12 protein-coding genes are annotated in these 15,624 nt (G+C 58.7%); 5 read left to right on the top strand and 7 right to left on the bottom strand.

The window, feature by feature from the left end; genetic code table 11:
- Nucleotides 1–117: 117 nt before the first annotated feature.
- Nucleotides 118–1,524, bottom strand: a complete 1,407-nt coding sequence (locus tag MEFOE_RS07260) for an MFS transporter (RefSeq protein WP_067050353.1) — start codon at nucleotides 1,522–1,524, stop codon at nucleotides 118–120.
- Between the two features lie 354 nt (nucleotides 1,525–1,878).
- Here MEFOE_RS07260 and MEFOE_RS07255 point away from each other — a divergent pair, with 354 nt between their 5' ends.
- Nucleotides 1,879–3,057, top strand: coding sequence for an ATP-binding protein (locus MEFOE_RS07255; RefSeq protein WP_067050350.1), 1,179 nt, complete (start codon nucleotides 1,879–1,881; stop codon nucleotides 3,055–3,057).
- Nucleotides 3,047–5,683, top strand: a complete 2,637-nt coding sequence (locus MEFOE_RS07250) for a winged helix-turn-helix transcriptional regulator (protein ID WP_067050347.1) — start codon at nucleotides 3,047–3,049, stop codon at nucleotides 5,681–5,683. Before MEFOE_RS07255 ends, MEFOE_RS07250 begins: the two co-directional genes overlap by 11 nt.
- Nucleotides 5,684–5,758: 75 nt before the next feature.
- On the opposite strand, the gene MEFOE_RS07245 is transcribed toward MEFOE_RS07250, so the two are convergent.
- From MEFOE_RS07245 to MEFOE_RS07225, 5 genes are all read right to left on the bottom strand, one after another.
- A complete protein-coding gene (locus MEFOE_RS07245) occupies nucleotides 5,759–6,535 on the bottom strand; it encodes an ABC transporter ATP-binding protein (protein WP_067050344.1) in 777 nt (258 codons plus the stop codon).
- The gene (locus MEFOE_RS07240) at nucleotides 6,535–7,584 is read right to left on the bottom strand and encodes a FecCD family ABC transporter permease (RefSeq protein WP_083523496.1); all 1,050 of its coding nucleotides are present in this window, start codon (nucleotides 7,582–7,584) and stop codon (nucleotides 6,535–6,537) included. The genes MEFOE_RS07245 and MEFOE_RS07240 overlap by 1 nt, the downstream gene beginning before the upstream one ends.
- Nucleotides 7,584–8,729 carry an ABC transporter substrate-binding protein gene (locus MEFOE_RS07235; RefSeq protein ID WP_067050338.1) on the bottom strand — a complete coding sequence of 382 codons (1,146 nt, stop codon included), beginning with the start codon at nucleotides 8,727–8,729 and terminating at the stop codon, nucleotides 7,584–7,586. The genes MEFOE_RS07240 and MEFOE_RS07235 overlap by 1 nt, the downstream gene beginning before the upstream one ends.
- On the bottom strand, nucleotides 8,726–9,202 hold the full coding sequence (locus MEFOE_RS07230) for a hypothetical protein (RefSeq protein ID WP_067050336.1): 477 nt from the start codon (nucleotides 9,200–9,202) through the stop codon (nucleotides 8,726–8,728). Before MEFOE_RS07230 ends, MEFOE_RS07235 begins: the two co-directional genes overlap by 4 nt.
- An 82-nt stretch (nucleotides 9,203–9,284) precedes the next feature.
- Complete coding sequence (locus MEFOE_RS07225; RefSeq protein ID WP_067050334.1) at nucleotides 9,285–10,016, bottom strand: SagB/ThcOx family dehydrogenase; 732 nt, start codon at nucleotides 10,014–10,016, stop codon at nucleotides 9,285–9,287.
- A 110-nt stretch (nucleotides 10,017–10,126) separates the two neighbouring features.
- Between MEFOE_RS07225 and MEFOE_RS07220 the strand changes: the two genes are divergently transcribed.
- The 3 genes from MEFOE_RS07220 to MEFOE_RS07210 all read left to right on the top strand — a co-directional run bounded on the left by MEFOE_RS07220 (nucleotide 10,127) and on the right by MEFOE_RS07210 (nucleotide 14,884).
- Nucleotides 10,127–11,359: a BaiN/RdsA family NAD(P)/FAD-dependent oxidoreductase gene (locus MEFOE_RS07220; protein ID WP_067050331.1), complete on the top strand. Its 1,233-nt coding sequence runs from the start codon at nucleotides 10,127–10,129 to the stop codon at nucleotides 11,357–11,359.
- Nucleotides 11,360–11,859: 500 nt separating this feature from the next.
- Nucleotides 11,860–13,143 carry a GNAT family N-acetyltransferase gene (locus MEFOE_RS14685; RefSeq protein ID WP_083523372.1) on the top strand — a complete coding sequence of 428 codons (1,284 nt, stop codon included), beginning with the start codon at nucleotides 11,860–11,862 and terminating at the stop codon, nucleotides 13,141–13,143.
- Between the two features lie 58 nt (nucleotides 13,144–13,201).
- Complete coding sequence (locus MEFOE_RS07210; protein ID WP_067050328.1) at nucleotides 13,202–14,884, top strand: bifunctional metallophosphatase/5'-nucleotidase; 1,683 nt, start codon at nucleotides 13,202–13,204, stop codon at nucleotides 14,882–14,884.
- Here MEFOE_RS07210 and MEFOE_RS07205 read toward each other — a convergent pair.
- Entirely contained in the window at nucleotides 14,861–15,616 is a 756-nt protein-coding gene (locus tag MEFOE_RS07205) for a DUF2115 domain-containing protein (protein ID WP_067050326.1), read from the bottom strand. The genes MEFOE_RS07210 and MEFOE_RS07205 overlap by 24 nt on opposite strands.
- Nucleotides 15,617–15,624: the final 8 nt, after the last annotated feature.

Here is a 15,624-nt window from a genome sequence, read left to right as displayed (position 1 = left end):
TTTCATTATACTCACATAAATTGATTAACCTTATACGACGGAAATATGTCCATGCAGGAGATATAACATCCTCGATGCGCCGACGAAGACACCGGGGCCGCAGGGGCCCTTACTTCTTCAGGCCCGGTGCGTCTCCTCCCGCACCCGCCCTCTCGCGAGGGAGAAGAAGATCCCCGCAACACAGAGGCCTGCAAAGACCATGAAAGCCAGGTTCACGCTCGAAAGGAGTTGAGCGTGCTCGGCCGGGGTGATCGCCACCCTGCCGACGACGACCGAGATGATCATCATCACGACCCCCATCGAGAGCATCATGCCGACCTGGCGGGAAGTGGCAAGTGTGGCGGAGGCCACGCCGTAGAAGCGCCTCTCCACAGAACTCATGATGGCATTGGTGTTCGGCGAGGAGAAGAGAGCATAGCCCGTGCCGAGGACGACGAGGGAGAGAAGGATGTACAGGTACGGCGTCTCTTCGGTGAGGAAGGAGAGCATCGCAAGGCCGACGGCACTGATTGCCATCCCGACCGACGCAACGATGCGGGGCTCCACCCGATCGGAGAGGCGCCCGGCCGCGGGGGAGAGGACGGCCTGGACGACGGGTTGGGCCATCAAAACGAGCCCTGCCGTCTGGGGGTCGAGGCCGCGGTTGAACTGGAGGTACAGGGAGAGAAGAAAACCGACAGCGAATGTGGCGCTGTAGTTGATGAGGGCGGCGAGGTTGGAGAAGGTGAAGACATGGTTCTCCCGGAAGATCCGCACCTGAAGGACAGGGTTTTCCGTCCGCATCTCCAGCCTGACAAAGAGGGCGAGGCCGCCTGCCCCGAGAGCGAGGCATACCCACCCGAGAGCCGCCGGGAGGAGGGAGAGGCCGTACATCAGGGCAAGGAGGGTTGCCCCGTAGACGACCGAACCTGTCAGGTCGAAGGGTTCGTCGCGGGGCGTCGACCACTCGCCCCGCGACCGCAGGGTGAGGACGACGGCAAGGATACCGAGGAGGACGGCTGCCAGAAAGATACTCCGCCAGCCGAGGTGCTGGGTCAGCACCCCGCCGATGAAAGGGCCCATGGAGAGGCCCGTATAGACGGCGGCCACATTGATGCCGAGTACGCGGCCGCGCTCGCCGGCAGGGAAGATGGAGGTGAGCACCGCCACCGCGGTCACCGCGGTCATGGCGGTTCCGACCCCCTGGGCCATACGCAGCGCGACGAGGACGTGCACCGAGGGCGAGAGGCCGCACACGAGGGTCGAGAGGGTGAAGATGGTGATCCCGGCGAGGAAGATCTTCTTCATCCCATGGATATCGGCGAGTCGCCCGAAGGGGACGAGACAGATCGCCGAGGCAAGGAGATAGGTAGTCTGGACCCAGCCGAGCAGCACCGCATCTGCCATGAACTCCTCCCCGATGGCAGGAAGGGCGATGTTGATGGACGAACTCATGAAGGGCGTGAGGAACGCGGCGACTGTGGCGATGATGAGGATGTACCGCCGGTCACGGACGGGTATCTCCTGACAGGGAAGAAGACTCATATGAGGTCAGAAGACATTGGCCCTGACCGGATATGAATGCCGCGATAAAGTTGGCAGGGTAGCGGGAGTTTGTTCGAGCAGGAGGAGAAAGGGCGCCTTTCTACCACCCCTAAAAGAAGTGGAGTTGTGAATTGAGATCTGCTGGAGAAATATTCGATATGTTGAAACAATTGTATCTAGACAAAAAAGCATTAGAAGTCCCGCGTCTGAATTTCATCTCTAAAATTAATTTAATCAACGAAAGCAGATCAGATTCGGGATTGATAGCAATCGCACCCCCCGAAAAGAGTTACTTCCGGGAAGCATAACAAAAGTGTTATCTAACAAAAGCGTTACATAACTGATTCGAGCGACATGCTGCCAGTAGGAAGTCCCGCAACGGGGAATGATTTTATCGACAGGGAGATTGAAACCAAACTCATCCTTGATTATCTGGAAAAGGACCATATCCTGCTCATTGCCCCCCGCAGGTACGGAAAAACATCCGTCATGAAAAAAATAGAACACAAATTATCAGAGGATGATACCATCTGTATCTTTTTGGAAGTTGAAGACGTATCAACACCATCAAAATTACTAACAGAAATGATAATGGGTCTGGTATCATCAGAAAAATTGGAAAAAACAACAAAAATGATAACACGTATAAAAAAAGGATTTGGCTGGTTTAAGGATAATATCGAATCCCTTGAATTCGTTGAATTTAAAGCACAATTACGCCACAATATCGAATCTGATCTCCAGGAAGAATGGGACAATAAAGCATATCAGACGATGGAAATAGTTAAATCAACCAGCAAAAAAGTCGTCATCATTATTGACGAGTTCCCATATGCGCTCAAAAAAATGGAGGCGAAAGATAGGGAGGCGTTCTTAAGTTGGTTTAGAAAGGTAAGAATGACAATTCCCAATGTAAAGTTTGTTGTGGGCGGATCGGTCAGTATCGATAATATTGTGGATTCTGTGGGCGAATCAAAACTGATCAACGATTTTAAGCGAGTGAAAATATCCGGATTTAATAAAAAGATCGCATTGGGTGTTGTTGAAAGAACATTTGAAGAAGAAAAATGGAGTTATAGTCCGGAGTATGGGACCTATATCTTAGAGTGCATAGGCGATCCCTATATTCCCTATTTTCTCGCGATCTTTCTCAGTGCGATAAAAGATGAAACAATATATGGTGAAGAGATCTCTTCTGATTTGTTAAGAAGGATTTACGAGACCAAAATCCTGGGAAGCGAAGGGAAGCAGGGTTTTATTCATTACAAACAACGTCTAGCCACGGATTACCCCAAGATACAACAAAAAATTGCAAAGAGATTATTAGACAGTATATCACGAGTCGAAGTCTACCCTAGAGATCTGGCATACGAAATCTATAGAGAAGAATCTGGAAAGGATGATCTTGACGAATTCTGCAGTCTGCTCGCAGATCTTGCGCACGACTATTACATCGTCGAGACTCCGAGTGCAGATTTGAAATTCCACTCAAAACTCCTCAAAGATTGGTGGAGGATATACCATGGGTACTGAATCCCTTACGTTATTTCGTTTTTCTCCTGAAAAGATCCCCAAGGATAAGCTGCGGGAATTATTCGTAGGGAGAGAAAAGCAACTTGACAATCTGGTCAGAGATGTAGGCGAGGCCGCGAAAGAATACAAAACGAGATTTCATCTTATCATCGGCCCCAGAGGAATAGGAAAATCGCATTTTATGGTCATGGCATACTATGACCTGATAGAAAAATATGGTTCGACGGTCATCCCCATAAAATTTGCAGAAGAAGAATACTCAATTTATCGTGCATCTGATTTTTTTTTACGAGCACTTGACGAGTATAATAAAACATACAAAAAAGCCGACATAACAATTCCAACACACAAAGGCGAAGATTTTGTACTCGATTTCGCACTTGGCAAACTGGAAGAAATTTCCAGAACTGAAAAGAAACAATTTGTTTTCCTTATCGAGAACTTAAATGAAATTTTTCTGCAACTTGAAAAAAATGAAGTTGCAAAATTACGTTCAATTTTTCAAAAATATGATATCTTCTCCGTCGTTGCATCGGCTCCGATGATTTTTCCCGGCGTTTCTGAGCACGATGAACCGTTTTTCAATTTTTTCAGGATCGATCACCTCAGAGAGTTTTCTCTTGCGGAGAGCAAGCAATTCTTGAGGAGGATTGGCGAGGTAGAAAAAAACGAACAATTCCTTCAAAATTTTGAGAAATATGAGCCAAAACTTGAAGGGATATATCACCTCACTGGCGGTAGCCCAAGACTCGTCATAATCATCTATGAGATCATTAATAGTGGAAATATCGAAAATATCGAGACGATTTTTCTCAAGATGCTCGATGACTACACACCATATTACCAGAAAATATTCGAGATGTTGTCAGGGCAGCGGAGAATGATCTTCGATACTCTCATGCTTTCGCCGACGCCGCTGACCCCGAAGGATATCGCCGAGAAGACGCGTATCGATGTAAATACGATCAACACGCAACTTCGGAGACTGGACAATGACGGGTATATCAGGTCTCACCCGATGGGAAAACGGACTTCCTATGAGGTACGTGAAAGACTGTTCCGCCTCTGGAGAGAGATGAGACAGCCCTTCGGACGCAACAGGATATCTATCTTCATTGATTTTCTCTCTCTCTGGTACACTCCCGAGGAGAGAGAAAACATATTCAAGACAAAATTTGCCTTGTTAAAGGCAGGAGATACGTCAGTCCTCAGGGATGTAACGTACTTTTTCGATGCAATTCCCCCAGAACGAAAAATAGAACGCCTGAATGAGTATATATCAACAATTTATAAATTTGGCACAAAAGAAGACCTTGAATGTACATTTAACCGTTTGAAAAGAGAAGCAGAAAGATTGGACCCGAAACTGTCTATGTCTGTCCTTCATAATGAGGGAATAATTGCTTTACAATCTGATAATGGAGAAAAAGCATATACAGCAGCCGAATCATGTCTTGCTATCGATCCCAATGATACTAGGGGTCATTTTATAAAATCAATGGCCTGTTTGTTGCTGGGAAATCACGAAGACGCAATCGATTCGATGAGATGTGTGATTGAATCTTCATCGGGCGATCCTCGATTAAATACCTTCTTTGGAAACATGTTATTATTCGTAGGTAGAAAGGAAGAGGCTCTTGCTCAAGCAGATAAGGCCTTGAGTATTTCACCCAATAACATCGATGCTTTAACTCTCAAGGGCAATATATTAGACTACTTCAAAAAATACGAAGAAATAGTGGATATTGCCGAAAAAGTGCTCCATAATCAACCGGACAATATAGAAGCATTAACATTCAAAATACATGGGCTCTATTTCCTCGGAAAATCAAAAGAATGTCTGGAGACCATAGATTTGCTCTTGACAATACAGGCAGACAACAAGGATGCATTGTTTTTTAAAATGGTGGCACTGCATGATCTAGAGAAGTACGATGAATCACTGGCCTCAGCAGATGCCATACTCTCACTGAATCTCGATGACTGCGAAAAGAAAATTATTCTGGAAGTTCAACTGGTCGCCTTAATCAACCTCCAGAAATATTACGAGGCACTGGTTGTTGCCGATACGATCCTTGAAGATGATCCCGAATCTCTAGGCACGCTTGTTCTGAAACTTATGATAGTATATAATCTCGAAAAAAGAGAGGAAGCCGTCATACTGGCAGACCATCTCTATCCTGATGCGGACAAGATAAGTCCCGAAAGAGTATACCCCTATACTAATATCCTTCTATCACTCGGATTCGACGAGTACGGAGAAGGCAACTATGGATACGGCAAGAAGCATATCTCAAGAGCATATGAGATTGAATCGAAACGGCATGAAGAATTTGATTTGAAAGATGACACGATCGAGTCACTCAAAGAGATCATCGACACCGGCGATCCCGAACTCATCAGGATGGTGACCGATACCATCATCGAAGCGAAGGGAGAAAAAAACGAGGAATACCGCTGGTTCATAAAACCGATCACCGATGCGCTTATGATCATCGAGACCGGGGATACATCGCTCTACTACCGGATACTCCAGTCGGAGGAGAGAGATCTGGTTGCCGATATCGTAAAGAAAATTATGAAATCAGACGTTTTGATGCCTGATAGCAGCCGCGGCGGAGTATAGATCGGAGCTCCCAGCACAAAAATAACGACTCTGGAAAATGTCCCCACATTCAGTTGGGGAGCATTTCCTTCTCATTTATTTCTCTTCATTCGGCCGTATCGGGAAGATGTACGGCACGCCTTCACGCGTCTCGACCGCCGCCTCGACGCCGTAGACATCGGCGATCACCTCAGGCGTGAGGACGTCGGCGGGCGGTCCCCGCACATGGACCCGTCCGTGGTCGAGGACGATGAGATCGGTGCAGAACCGCGCCGCAAGGGAGAGGTCGTGGATCGCCATGACGACGAGACGGCCCTCCTCCTCTGCGAGACGGCGCACGACGTCGAGCACCTCCATCCCGTTCCGCAGGTCGAGGGCGCTCGTCGGTTCGTCGAGGAGGAGGAGAGGCGAACCCTGAGCAAGGGCGCGGGCGATCATCACCCGCTGGCGTTCGCCACCGGAGAGGGTGCCGACCTCCCTGAAGGCGAAGTCCTCGATGCCGAGGAGTTCCAGGGCCCGCACCACCTCGTCCTCGTCTTCCTTCCGTATCCGCCAGGAGATGTGGGGGCGGCGGCCCATCAGGACCGTCTCATAGACCGTTGCCCGTGAGTGGTTTGAAATGCCCTGCGGGACATAGGCGATCCTCCTCGCCACCTCGGGCCGCGGCAGGGCCATGATCTCCTCGCCGTCGAGGCCCACCGACCCCTCTGCCCTGAGGATGCCGTCGATGCACTTGATCAGGGTCGTCTTGCCCGACCCGTTCGGGCCGACGAGGCCGAGGACCGCGGGCCCCTCCGCGGCAAAGGTGATCCCGGAGAGGACCTGCCGGTCGCGGTACGAGAACGCGAGGTCTCTCACACGGAGGTGCACCATCAGGCCCCCCTCCCGCGCAGGAAGAGGAAGATGAAGAAGGGCACGCCGAGGAACGCCGTCATGATCCCGACAGGGAGGATCGTCGGCGCAAGGAGGGTCCGGGCAAGACTGTCGGCGCCGAGGAGGAGGAGGGCACCGACCAGGCCTGAGGCCGGGAGGAGGTAGCGGTGGTCTGCGCCGATGGCCATCCTGGTGATATGCGGCGCCACAAGCCCGATGAAACCGATGGTCCCGGTGAAGCAGATGATCGCGGCGGTGATGAGAGAGGCGATGAGCATGAAGATCGTCATCGATCTCTTCACCGGGACGCCGAGGCTCTCCGCGATGTCGTCCCCCTCGGCAAGGGCGTTGAGGTCCCATGCCCGCCAGATGAGATAGGGCGTGCAGATAGCGATGATGAGGGTGACGATGGCGAGACTTGCCCAGTCTGTCCGGCCGAGAGACCCGAACATCCAGAAGACGATCTCCTGCACCTCCTCGGACGTGCCGAGGTACTGGAGGAGGGAGGTGACCGCGGAGAAGAGGTACATCAGGGCGATGCCGGCAAGGATCATCGACTCGGCCCCGAGACCGCGGTACCGGGCCATCGCATAGATGATCCCGGCGGCAAGGAGTGCGAAGAGGAAGGCATTCACGATGATGAGGAGTTCCCCATCGACGAGGCCGGTGCCGAGGACGATCGCAATCGAGGCGCCGGTCGCGGCCGCCGAGGAGATGCCGAGTGTGAAGGGGCTTGCAAGGGGGTTCCGGAGGATGCCCTGCATCACCGTCCCGGCGGTGGCGAGGCCGAACCCTGCCATGACCGCAAAGAGGACGCGGTGGAGGCGGTAGTTCCAGACGATGCTCTCCGCCATGCCGGGTGCGGTGAAGAGGCCGGGAAAGAGGCCGGCAAGGATGGCCAGGTAGGCGTCCGCGACCGAGAGGTCGGCACTGCCGAGGGTGACGGCCACGCCTGCGAGGAGGACGAGGAGGACGAGGAGGACGGCATGGAAGAGGGCCCGCCTCCGCCGTGCGGCGGCGAACCCCTCCTGCAGGGTTCCGGTCTCCATCATACCGCCGGGTACGTGAATTGCAGCCCGATCAGGTCTGTCTCGAGGTGCTGGTACTCGTCCAGATAGGTCCTGTGAAGCGCTGCGGGATCGAGGTCGGCGAAACGCCCGGGGTAGGACCACTTCGCAAGATAGGCGATCCCGATGAAGTGCTCGGGGCCTCCGAAGATGTCGTTGTGGAGGAGGTAGACCCTCTTTTCCTTCACCGCGGTGAGACCGCTCCAGCCCGGCCTGTCGAGGAGAGCGGCATGGACCTCTGCAACCTTTCCGGGGTCCGTGTTCTGGTAACCGCCGTAGGCATAGGATCCCGCACCGATGAGTTTGACGATCACGTCGGGGTCGGCGGCGATGACCGCCTCGGGGTCGACCTCAGGGTACTCGGCGGCGAGAGAGGAGAAGACGTTCTTCCCGCCGGCACGGACGATCTTGTCCTCATATCCCGAACCGGCGGCGCCGGTCTTGTAGTCCTTCCAGTTCTCCAGGTACACCGTCGTCCTCTCCGCATCAGGGATATCCGATGTCCCGGCACCGATGGTATCGAGAGCCCCGGTGTAGAACCCGGCAAAGCGTTCGGCCTCGGCCTCGCGGCCAAAGATGGTGCCAAGGGCCCGAACCTCCTCGACATAGTTCTCCGGCCGGAAGCAGTCGAACCTGTAGACCCTGATCTCCGGGTTCGAAGCCTGGATTTTCTTCTGGATCTCGTCGCAGGCGTCCTTGCTGGTGGTGGCGTACAGGAAGACGGCGTCGGGGTGCAGGGAGACGACCGTCTCGTAGTCCGGCGACCAGACGCTCCCGACAACGGTGGTGTTCCTGTACTCGGGGAAGAACTCCGGTCTCTGCGCGGAGAACTTGTCGATGCCGACAATGCTCGAAGGCCCGATGCCGAGGGACCGCAACGTCTCCAGGGTCTCGCCGTTGAAGACGACGACGCGTGCGGGGGGCGTAACTGTCCTCTCACTCTTCAGATAGGTGGCGGCGGCGTCCTGCACGTCGGCAAGAGGGAGTGCGTCGGCGCCGCCCGCAAGGAAGGAGAGGACCATGCCGGCGAACTCGTCCCGCCCTGGGGCGCCGTCGCCGGGCACGAGCGCGGCCGCCGGCACGGCAAGGGCGAGGAGGAGGCAGAGGAGGAGATACACCCGCTTCATCGCCGGCACCTCCGGATCAGGGGGACGAACGCCAGCGCAAAGAGGACGGCAAGGGCGCCGGGACCGGGGGCCGCTGCCGCACCGCCGACGTCAAGGCGGGTGGGGGCGATTGTGCCGTTTGTCCGGGCACCAAAGTCCCACCACTCGCCCGTGATCTCTCCGCCGCCCGTCTGGGGCGCACGGATTCTATAGGTGACGGCGGTCTCGCCGAGGATGGCGAAGCAGACACGGTTTCCGTCCACCCGCGCCTGGTCCGCGGGGAGGGAACTGTTCACATAGACAAAGCCCGGCGGCAGGGTCTCGACGATACCGCCGGCCTCGCAACCGTTCAGGGAGAGAGTCACCGTCACCTCGGTACCCGGCGCGGGGGCGGCGGTGCCGACCTCGCGCACCGCGGCCTCCCTGCCCGCAAGGGCCGGGGCGGCGAGGGAGAGCAGACAGAGACAGAGGAGAAGTATTGCCACTTTTTTCATCGATCATCACCCGCAGGTAGTACTGCGTGAAATCTCTGTCACACCAGGTTAGATAATTTGTGGAATGCGAGCGATCACCCTCTCAGGAGATCTTCCCGACCGTGGCAAGGTACAGGACAAACCAGTCCCTCCCGTCGAGGCCGAGGAGAGCATTGAGGATATCGTCGTCAAAGGCACCGATGGCGCAGACCCCGCACCCGACCGCTTCCGCTGCGAGATAGAGGTTCTGGCAGGCATGTCCTGCCTCGATAAAGACATACCTGTACCCCCGCTCCCCGTATCTCCAGTTCATCCGGTAGATGTCGGCCGACCAGAGAAATGTGACGGCGCTCTCCGGGACCATCGACTGGGCCAGACAGGCGGCGGTGACCTCCGGGACGACCTCCGGTCCGGCATCCACCGTCACCAGACGATGGTCGAGGGCGGCATAGCGGTAGAGACCGGGGTCGAGGCCCTCCACCCTGTTGACGAGGAGGAAGGTCTCCAGGGCATGACGGGCACCGGCGGAGGGGACCGTCCGGAATGTCCAGGCAGTGCCCTCGACACCCCTCACCCCCTGCGTACACCAGAGAAGATATCCCAGTTCGGAAAGAGAGAGGGGGGAACGACTATAGGTCCGCACGCTCTGCCTGGTTGCGATCGCCTCCGTGAGGTCTATCCTGCGACGCGGGCACGTATCCGGTGAGGGGAGGTCGATACTCTCTCCCGGGGTGCTCCGCTCAAGGGACGGTTGCGGGAGCCCCAGATACTGGTCCGAAGGGTCAAGATACTGAAATTTTGTCTTTTCCATAAATTCCCGGCCTGTTCCTTTCATGACAGATCTCCGCACGGGAAGTGCACGTGACCGATATAAGATAGTGTGCCGGCGACGTGCCGTCGTGAAAAGAGTCATCATGCCGGGGGGCGAGGACTAGAGGAGGACTCGTGGAAAAATATGATCTGATCGTCGTCGGGGCGGGGCCTGCCGGACTTTTTGCCGCGGCCCGCGTCGGTGCCGGAGGGGGGACTGTCCTCCTCCTTGAGAAGAAGAAAAAGCCCGGGAGGAAACTGCTCGTCTCCGGGTCGGGGCAGTGCAATATCACCCACGCCGGGAGCGTCACGGAGTTCTTCACGCGCTACGGGAAGCATGGCCAGTTTCTCAAGCCGGCGCTCCGGGCCTTCACGAACGCCGACCTCATCGCGCATGTCACCGGGAGGGGCGTCCCCCTCACGACGGAAGAGGGGGGCAAGGTCTTCCCGACCTCGCGGAAAGCACAGGACGTCCTCGACCTCCTCCTCGCCGGGTACCGGGACGCGGGCGTGACGATACGGTGCGGGGAACCTGTCGTCGCCGTGGAAAAAACGGAGGACGGGTTTTCCGTCAGGACGGCGGCAGGCGAATACAGGTCGGCCCTCCTCCTCATCGCGACAGGCGGCGCCTCGTACCCGGCGACGGGTTCGACGGGCGACGGGTACGCATTTGCCGCGTCCCTCGGCCACACGATCGTTCGGACCGCCCCCGCACTCGCGCCGGTGACGGTCAGGGACTACCCCTTCGCCGACCTCGCCGGCATCTCCCTGCAGGGCGTGACCGTCTCCCTCTTCAGGGCCGGGAAAAAGATCGGCGACCAGAGGGGCGACCTCCTCTTCACCCACGAAGGACTCTCCGGCCCGGCCATCCTCGACCTCTCCCGCTTCATCGAACCGGGCGACACTCTCGTCGTCCCGGTCCTCCCGGAAGGGATGCGGGAGGAGATCACGGCGGCGCTGGCCGGGGGAGGCGGTGCGAGGGTCAGGGCGGTGCTCTCCCGTTACCCTGTCCCCGAACGTCTCCTCAAGAGGATCACCGACCTCTCCGAGGTCCCGCCGGAGACGACCTGCGCCCACCTCACGAAGGCGGCACGGACCTGCCTCCTCCAGCACCTCACCGCCTGCACCCTCACGGTCGACGCCCCGGGCGGATACGGCGTCGCCATGGTGACGCGGGGCGGTGTGGCCCTCGACGAGGTGGACCAGAAGACGATGGGATCGAAATGCGTCGACGGCCTCTACTTTGCCGGCGAAGTCCTCGATATCGACGGCGACTGCGGGGGGTTCAACATCCAGGCGGCATTCTCCACCGCCGCCCTCGCCGCCGGTGCGGTCCTGAGAAGGCTTTCTGAGATGAAGGAAGGATAGGTTCTGTAGTTCGATAGGTACAGAGCCTCAAAATTATTCACGAAGAGCATATCCCAAAACTCTCGTTCATTCCCCTTTCCCCGCATGCTGAACTCGTGAGAAAAGATCATGATCGGGTCGATGTCTTCCCGAATTTCATGAAGAATCGTGCGAAACCACCGCCTTCCCATCCCTCCTGCCGGGGGACTGACGCCCCCGGCCCCCCGAAACAGGATAGGGCCGGGGAAGAGAGAAGAGAGATCCTGATGACGGAGATTGCCCTCCATCCCCTATCGCAATGAGGGGGGATCGGGGGGTGAAACCCCCCGGACAGGACGCCAGAACAGGATTTTTCAGAACCGAATTGAGTCCTTTCATCGGCGTGCATGAGGGTTCGGATCAGTTTTGGGATGACCTCGAAGGAAAAACGACGCTCTTATCTATCCCCTCCTCCCATCCCCCTATCATGGCCCCGGCAATCCGGGCGAGGGGGATGACGGTGTCTTCCCCGGGAGACGACGATGTTTGAGAGAGTCCTCTTTGCAACAGACTTTTCCGATGACGCACGTGCGACGGCCGCACGCATCCCCGAGATACCGACGGCGCGGGACGTGATCCTGGTCCATGTCCGCGAAGCGGGGCGCACCCCGCGCCTCCCTCTCCTCTCCGGCCCTGTGTCCACGGTCGGGGAGGCGGAAACGGCGCTCGCACGGGAGAGGGCCACCCTCCTCGGGTGGGGTCTCGACGCCACCGACCACCTGGTCGAGGCCGCGGAGGGGGACATAACCGGCGCGATCCTCGACCTTGCCGGGAAGGAGCGGCCCTCTCTCATCGTCGTGGGTGCACGGGGCCGGAACATCATCAGCGGTTTATTCCTGGGCAGCGTCTCGGCAGGCATCCTGCGGAGGGCGCGGACCCATGTGCTCGTCGTCCACGCCCAAAAAATTGGCGGGGGAAAACTCTTCTCCCGCGTCCTCTGCCCGGTCGACTTCTCGAAGCCCTCCCTGCAGGTCGTCTCCCTGCTCCACCGTCTGAAAGTGCCTGAAGCGGTGCTCCTCCACGTGGTCACGAGCGCCGAGAGCGAAGCGGAGATGGACGCACGGATCAGGGACGCCGGGGATCGCCTCGCCGAACTGAAGGACCGCCTCGAAAGCGATGGTATAGGGGTGCAGACCCTCCTCAGGGTCGGGCCCGCGGCCGACGAGATCTGCGACGTCGCCGCGGGGGCGGGCGTCTCTCTGGTCCTGCTGCCGCGCCTCGGGCGGACTGACTATATCACGAACATTCCCATCGGGAGCACGGCCGCGGACGTCGCGAAAAGGGCGCGGGTGCCGGTCTGCGTCATCGTCCCGGCCCTGGACCTCGATATCGCGGTCAGGGAACTCGCCACCCACGAGTTCCCCCTGGTCGACGAGATCTGGACGCACTACCGCGGGCAGACGGCCGACCCCGCGACCGACCGGATCTTCGGCCTCTTTATCGAGGGCACCCTTGCGTCTGTGGCGCGGTGCCGCCGTCACCCCGACGGCTTCGAGGTCGACGGCGTCTTCACCCCGCCGGAGTTCAGGGGGCGGGGGTATGCGAAGAGAGTGGTCGCGGCGCTCGTCTCCTCCTGCGGTGGGGAGGCCCTGTACATGCACTCGACCCTCGACCTCGTCGGTTTCTACGGCGCCTTTGGCTTTGTAAAGATCCCGGAGAGCGGTCTCCCGACGACGATCAGGGATAGGTACGCCTTTGCCATGGGCGAGATGGCCGGGTCGAACGTGCAGCCGATGATGCGGCCTGCCGGCGGCGAGTCACCGTAACGCGTCCCTCGCCCTGCCGGAGAGAAGAACAACCCATATCTCCCGGCTTCACGCACTGATGAAGGTGAAAAAAACAGTCCCTCTTTCTCGCGGCATGAAGGTCGGCGTGCTCCTCCTCGCCGCCGCCGTCCTCATCGGCCTCTTCGTCTTCGCGGCGGTATCCCTCCTTCCCCAGGACGAGAGGAAAGAGATCGCCGTCATGACGACGGCAGACCTCCACGGCCACATCTTTCCCTATGCGAACGCAACGGGCGTGACCGTCGGCGGCATCGAGAGGATCGCGGGCGCAAAAGATGCGGTCGCACGGGACGTCGACGGATGGGTCCTCGTCTCGGCCGGCGACGACCTGACAGGCCCCCTGTACGCAACATACGGCGGCGAACCCGAACTGCGGTCCATGACCCTTGCCGGATACACCGCGGCCTGTCCGGGCAACCATGAGTTCGACTTCGGGGCGGCGCACTACCTGAACGCCACCCGCCACGCCGGGTTCCCCCTCCTCTCGGCCAATCTCAGGATCACCGACCCCGGCCTCGCAGCGGCGGTCAGGCCCTCCACTATCATCGAGGTCGACGGCGTACGCTGCGGGTTCTTCGGCCTGATCACCCCGGACCTCGCCGTCATCACCAGTCCCGGCCCCAACGTCACCGTCGACCCCGACTACGTGGGCGTGGCGAGAGAGGAGGTCAGGGTCCTCAGGGAGGACGGCGCCGGGATCGTCGTCGCCCTCTCCCACATGGGCACGGCCTGCGACGAAGACCTTGCCCGGCAGGTCGAAGGGATCGACCTCGTCGTCGGCGGGCACGACCACACCTATGTCTGCGAGAGCGTCGACGGACCGGGCGGGTGGACGACGGTCATCGTCCATGACGGCAGTCAGGGCGAGAGCCTCGGTGTCCTGAGGTTCGCGTTCACCGGCGACGGGATCGAGGACTGGCAGTGGGAGACGGTGCCGATGGACGGCGCCGTCGCGTCCGACCCGGCAGTCAGGGAGTACCTCGCACCCTTCAGGGCGGCGATGGAGAAGCAGGGCGAGGAGGCGATCGGTGAGAGCACGGTGGCAATCGACGCCGTGAAAGCGCACCTGCGCAGAGGGGAGATGCCCCTCGGCGACCTGATCGCCGATGCCGGACTTGCATGGTTCGGGGACGCCGACATCGCCGTCATCAACAGCGGCGGCATCCGGGGCGACCGCGTCTTCCCGGCAGGCCCGATCACCCACGGGATGATCTCCGAGGTCCTCCCCTTCGGGAACGAGGTCGTCATCGTCAGGATGAACGGGACCGAGGTCCGCCGCGTGCTTGAGATGAGCGCCTCAGCCCTCGGCCCCGATTTCAAGGGCATCCAGGAGTCCGGTTTCCTCCAGGTCGGCGGGGTGAGTGTGACCATCGACCCGGACAGGCCGGCATATGCCGCAATCTATGAGGGAAAAGAGGTGCAGGAGGTGCTGTGCGAGGGGTCGAGGGTCGGATCGATCCTTGTCCGTGAGGGCGACAGATGGGTGCCGGTCGAGGACGACAGGGAGTACACCGTCCTGGTCAACGACTACCTTGCAGAGGGAGGGGACGGGTATGCCCTCTTCGCCGCAATCCCCGATGAGAGGAAACTCAGGACAGGGATCACGGTCCTCGAAACCGTCGAGGCATATGTCAGGGCGCAGACGCCCCTCACTCCTGTCACGGAGGGGCGGATCGCCCTCGCCGACGGCGGGTCCCCCTCACCCGTGGTAGTTCCGGCGTGACTCTTCGAGGATCCCTCTTTTTTCTATCCTCTCCCCGGCACCGGCGCCGTGGAGGGTGCGGCTGCCGGTGTCCTGCCGCGCCGGGCAGAAGGGGCAGATCGAGTAGGGGACATCCCCCTCCTTCTCCCGCACAGGGCAATAGTACTCCCCGCCCTCCTCGTAGACCTCAAGGCCGCCGGGGAAGGGAGTGCCGGGCGGGTGCGCCGGACGGCCGCGGACGTACATCGTGAATGCGGCGAGGAGATAGGTGAGAAAGAGGAGGTCGGCCGGTTTTCCGGCTCCTTCCCTCGTCCGGCAGGCTTCAGCGACCATCGCCGCATAGGCAGGGAGGTCGGCCGCGACCTGTCCCTCGGGCGCCTCCTCCTCCCTGCAGAGGAGGAGGATGTCGTGGTATGCCCCGACAGTCTCCTCCCGCACCTTCGGTATGAGGCGGCGGCGGTAGGCAGGGTCGAGCACCTCTGTCTTCCTCTCGAAGTTCCGCACCATCGCCTCGATATCGGTAATCGAGTACAGGGCGAGCGCCCCGGCGACTGTCGCAAGCAGGTCGGCCTTTGTCCGGGCGGCGCCGAGCGCGGCGCAGGTCGCCTCGATCTCGCCGGGGGCGATCGCGGCCCTGCCCCGCTCTCGCCCGGCAGGCGCGAGCACCTCCTCCCACATGCGGGACAGGTCGGTCCCTCCGGTGGCAGCGGTCACGTCTTTTCGCTTCAGGATGCCTGAGAGCCATGCAGGCACGAACGATC

Source organism: Methanofollis ethanolicus, from assembly GCF_001571385.1.
Taxonomy (GTDB): domain Archaea; phylum Halobacteriota; class Methanomicrobia; order Methanomicrobiales; family Methanofollaceae; genus Methanofollis; species Methanofollis ethanolicus.
Note: the sequence above shows the minus strand (reverse complement) of the source record. Positions and strands in the feature narration are given on the sequence as shown.

What these genes read in the sequence shown, in the direction of transcription:
- MEFOE_RS07255 (WP_067050350.1), top strand. Translation starts at nt 1,879, where the DNA reads ATGCTGCCAGTAGGAAGTCCCGCAACGGGGAATGATTTTATCGACAGG.
- MEFOE_RS07240 (WP_083523496.1), bottom strand. Translation starts at nt 7,584, where the DNA reads ATGGAGACCGGAACCCTGCAGGAGGGGTTCGCCGCCGCACGGCGGAGG.
- MEFOE_RS07260 (WP_067050353.1), bottom strand. Translation starts at nt 1,524, where the DNA reads ATGAGTCTTCTTCCCTGTCAGGAGATACCCGTCCGTGACCGGCGGTAC.
- MEFOE_RS14685 (WP_083523372.1), top strand. Translation starts at nt 11,860, where the DNA reads ATGTTTGAGAGAGTCCTCTTTGCAACAGACTTTTCCGATGACGCACGT.
- MEFOE_RS07225 (WP_067050334.1), bottom strand. Translation starts at nt 10,016, where the DNA reads ATGAAAGGAACAGGCCGGGAATTTATGGAAAAGACAAAATTTCAGTAT.
- MEFOE_RS07210 (WP_067050328.1), top strand. Translation starts at nt 13,202, where the DNA reads ATGAAGGTGAAAAAAACAGTCCCTCTTTCTCGCGGCATGAAGGTCGGC.
- MEFOE_RS07245 (WP_067050344.1), bottom strand. Translation starts at nt 6,535, where the DNA reads ATGGTGCACCTCCGTGTGAGAGACCTCGCGTTCTCGTACCGCGACCGG.
- MEFOE_RS07235 (WP_067050338.1), bottom strand. Translation starts at nt 8,729, where the DNA reads ATGAAGCGGGTGTATCTCCTCCTCTGCCTCCTCCTCGCCCTTGCCGTG.
- MEFOE_RS07230 (WP_067050336.1), bottom strand. Translation starts at nt 9,202, where the DNA reads ATGAAAAAAGTGGCAATACTTCTCCTCTGTCTCTGTCTGCTCTCCCTC.
- MEFOE_RS07250 (WP_067050347.1), top strand. Translation starts at nt 3,047, where the DNA reads ATGGGTACTGAATCCCTTACGTTATTTCGTTTTTCTCCTGAAAAGATC.